General features: G+C 47.2%; 3 protein-coding genes. 1 reads left to right on the plus strand and 2 read right to left on the minus strand.

What is annotated here, in order from left to right:
* Positions 1-241: 241 nt before the first annotated feature.
* Positions 242-367, plus strand: coding sequence for a hypothetical protein (locus H141_RS22040; RefSeq protein WP_276202898.1), 126 nt, complete (start codon positions 242-244; stop codon positions 365-367).
* Positions 368-421: 54 nt separating this feature from the next.
* On the opposite strand, the gene H141_RS0119440 is transcribed toward H141_RS22040, so the two are convergent.
* Entirely contained in the window at positions 422-913 is a 492-nt protein-coding gene (locus tag H141_RS0119440) for a DUF6436 domain-containing protein (RefSeq protein WP_157611051.1), read from the minus strand.
* 29 nt (positions 914-942) lie between these two features.
* On the minus strand, positions 943-2,259 hold a 1,317-nt coding region (locus tag H141_RS0119445; RefSeq protein WP_157611053.1), incomplete at its 5' end, for a methyl-accepting chemotaxis protein.

The following is a 2,259-nucleotide window of genomic DNA, read 5'->3' on the forward strand; positions in this document are numbered from 1 at the left end:
TAATACGGGCATTCATAACTCTCACGGTTAATAACAGTGACAGCTATGATGCGTGATCAGTCAGCAAATAAAAGATGTGATGGCCGGACGCTTACTTACATTACATGTAAGAAATCTGATGTAATGCAGCAATTAAGCCACTAACCGACTACATCGACCAGCACACTGCCATCAGCAGCAACCGCTTTATCTTGGCGTTGGATGTTATCGCCGCCCTGTTGTTTGTTGCCGAGTTTAACTCATGCCAGCCATGAATGCCGATATCGCCATTACCGAACTTCAGCGCTTGGCGCAAAGCATCCCCGAGCAAGGTATTGTCATGATGATCAGCCACGGCGGTGCAGCCAGTGTTTACCATTACCTGTAGCTGCCTGTAGCAGGCCGCATTGATAACATCAGGTGCTATGTTTGACTAACCTGGTCAAGCCAGGCAACGACACGCTTTTACTTCGCCATTTAGCCAGACACCCGGTAGTTTTATCTCATTGCGTAATATTGGTGCAATCAGGCTATCTGCCAGCGAACACGATGGACCAGTGGCGTAGGGGCCGGCATAGATTAACCGGCCATCTTCAAAAATTAATACTGCCGGCGCAGCAGGCAAAGGCAAGCCCGCTGCTGCCACCTGGCTTAATTGCCGCTTGAACTGGGCAGATGATGGTACCAGATACTCGTCAGTAAATTGGCTAATATGCTGCTTAGTCAGGCGGTTGCAGCTACACTGCGTTTGTTGTACATGCACCACCTGCTTGCCAGGGGCGGCCAAAATGCCCAGAGCCGAAGATGAAAACGTTTTGGGCGCAATAGCCGGCCAGTTGCCGGACGGATCAAAATGCCCATAATGCTGATTACCAACATAAAACAAACCAGCACTAGCCAGCACAAACCACACCACAAATACTAAAAACAACATAGCTCGCTTAGGGCTGTTTGACGCAACCATTATAGTCTGAATTTTGCAGACTCATCACTAAGTGCAATAGTGATCTGCTCCAGACTATCAGCACTCTCTAACACTTTCTGTCCAAGGGCATGTTGCTCTGAAGTCATTTGGTTAAGTTGTTGCACACTTTGCGCAATTTCATTACTGGATGCGGTTTGCTGCTGCAGAGAGTTCGCCATGGTATCGGAAGAACCTGCAACCTGTCTGGCCTGCTCCAGAATAGTTTGCAACAATTTACCACTTTGCTGAGCGTGCCCACGGGTATCCTCTAACTGCTCAATACTGCGCTGAACCACTACCACTGATTTTTCACTGTTGTCGACCAGCCTTTCAATCATCACTTTAATTTCGTCTGTCGAACCCCGGGTGCGAGATGCCAGAGTGCGAACTTCATCAGCGACAACAGCAAACCCCCGCCCCTGCTCTCCGGCTCTGGCCGCCTCAATGGCAGCGTTTAATGCCAGTAAATTGGTTTGTTCAGCGATAGATTGAATAACATCTAATACTTTACGAATATCAACTGTAGCGTTAGCAACTTCATTTACGGTCCGGCCAGTGTCTGTTAGTTGGGTTGCAAGCTGCTGTACTGACATAATGGTGCTGTTAACTGATGTTTTCCCCTCATCTGCCGCCTGCTCCGCTGCCTTTGAAAATTCCAGTACTTGTCTTGATAAATTAAACACCTCCTGAATACTGTGCGACATTTGCTCAGTTGCCGTTGCTACACGCTCTACTTCATTCATTTCATTGCGCATACTTACGGCCAGCGAATCGCCCTCGTCACGCAAACTCCCTGATTCTGTCTTTAGAGTTTGCGACTGTTTTTCAATCGTTTTCAGGGTCTTTTGCAGTGTTGCTAACACCGCATTAAAATTATTTATAACTTCTGAATTAAGGTCGGCGCAACGATGAGTGAGCACCACCTTGCCATCGCTGGTCAGTAATGCTGCAGTAGCATCAAATAACCCCTGGCCAACAATAGCTTCCCGGTAACTCTGCCTCGAGATAATAATTAATACTGCTGATTCCACCACCACAAATACCGCATGCAGCAAAATAATGCCTAACGACAAGCTCTGTTCAGGAACCAGGTAGACACCGGTATCTTGCATTTGCAGATACATAAAAAGCAAATGATGAACGGCTATGGTGGCAGCGGCGGCCAGAATCACCAGATAGTCCCTAAAGGAAATTAAAATGGCCAGTAACACAAAAATGCCAAAGTGATCCGTACCAACACTTTTGGACACCTTGCTAAGTGAGTACAATCGCTTAACGAGGTGAATAATGTCAACAAAGAAAGTCCGTAAAGTCCA

It is taken from the genome of Arsukibacterium perlucidum DSM 18276, assembly GCF_000382165.1.
GTDB lineage: Bacteria > Pseudomonadota > Gammaproteobacteria > Enterobacterales > Alteromonadaceae > Alishewanella > Alishewanella perlucidum.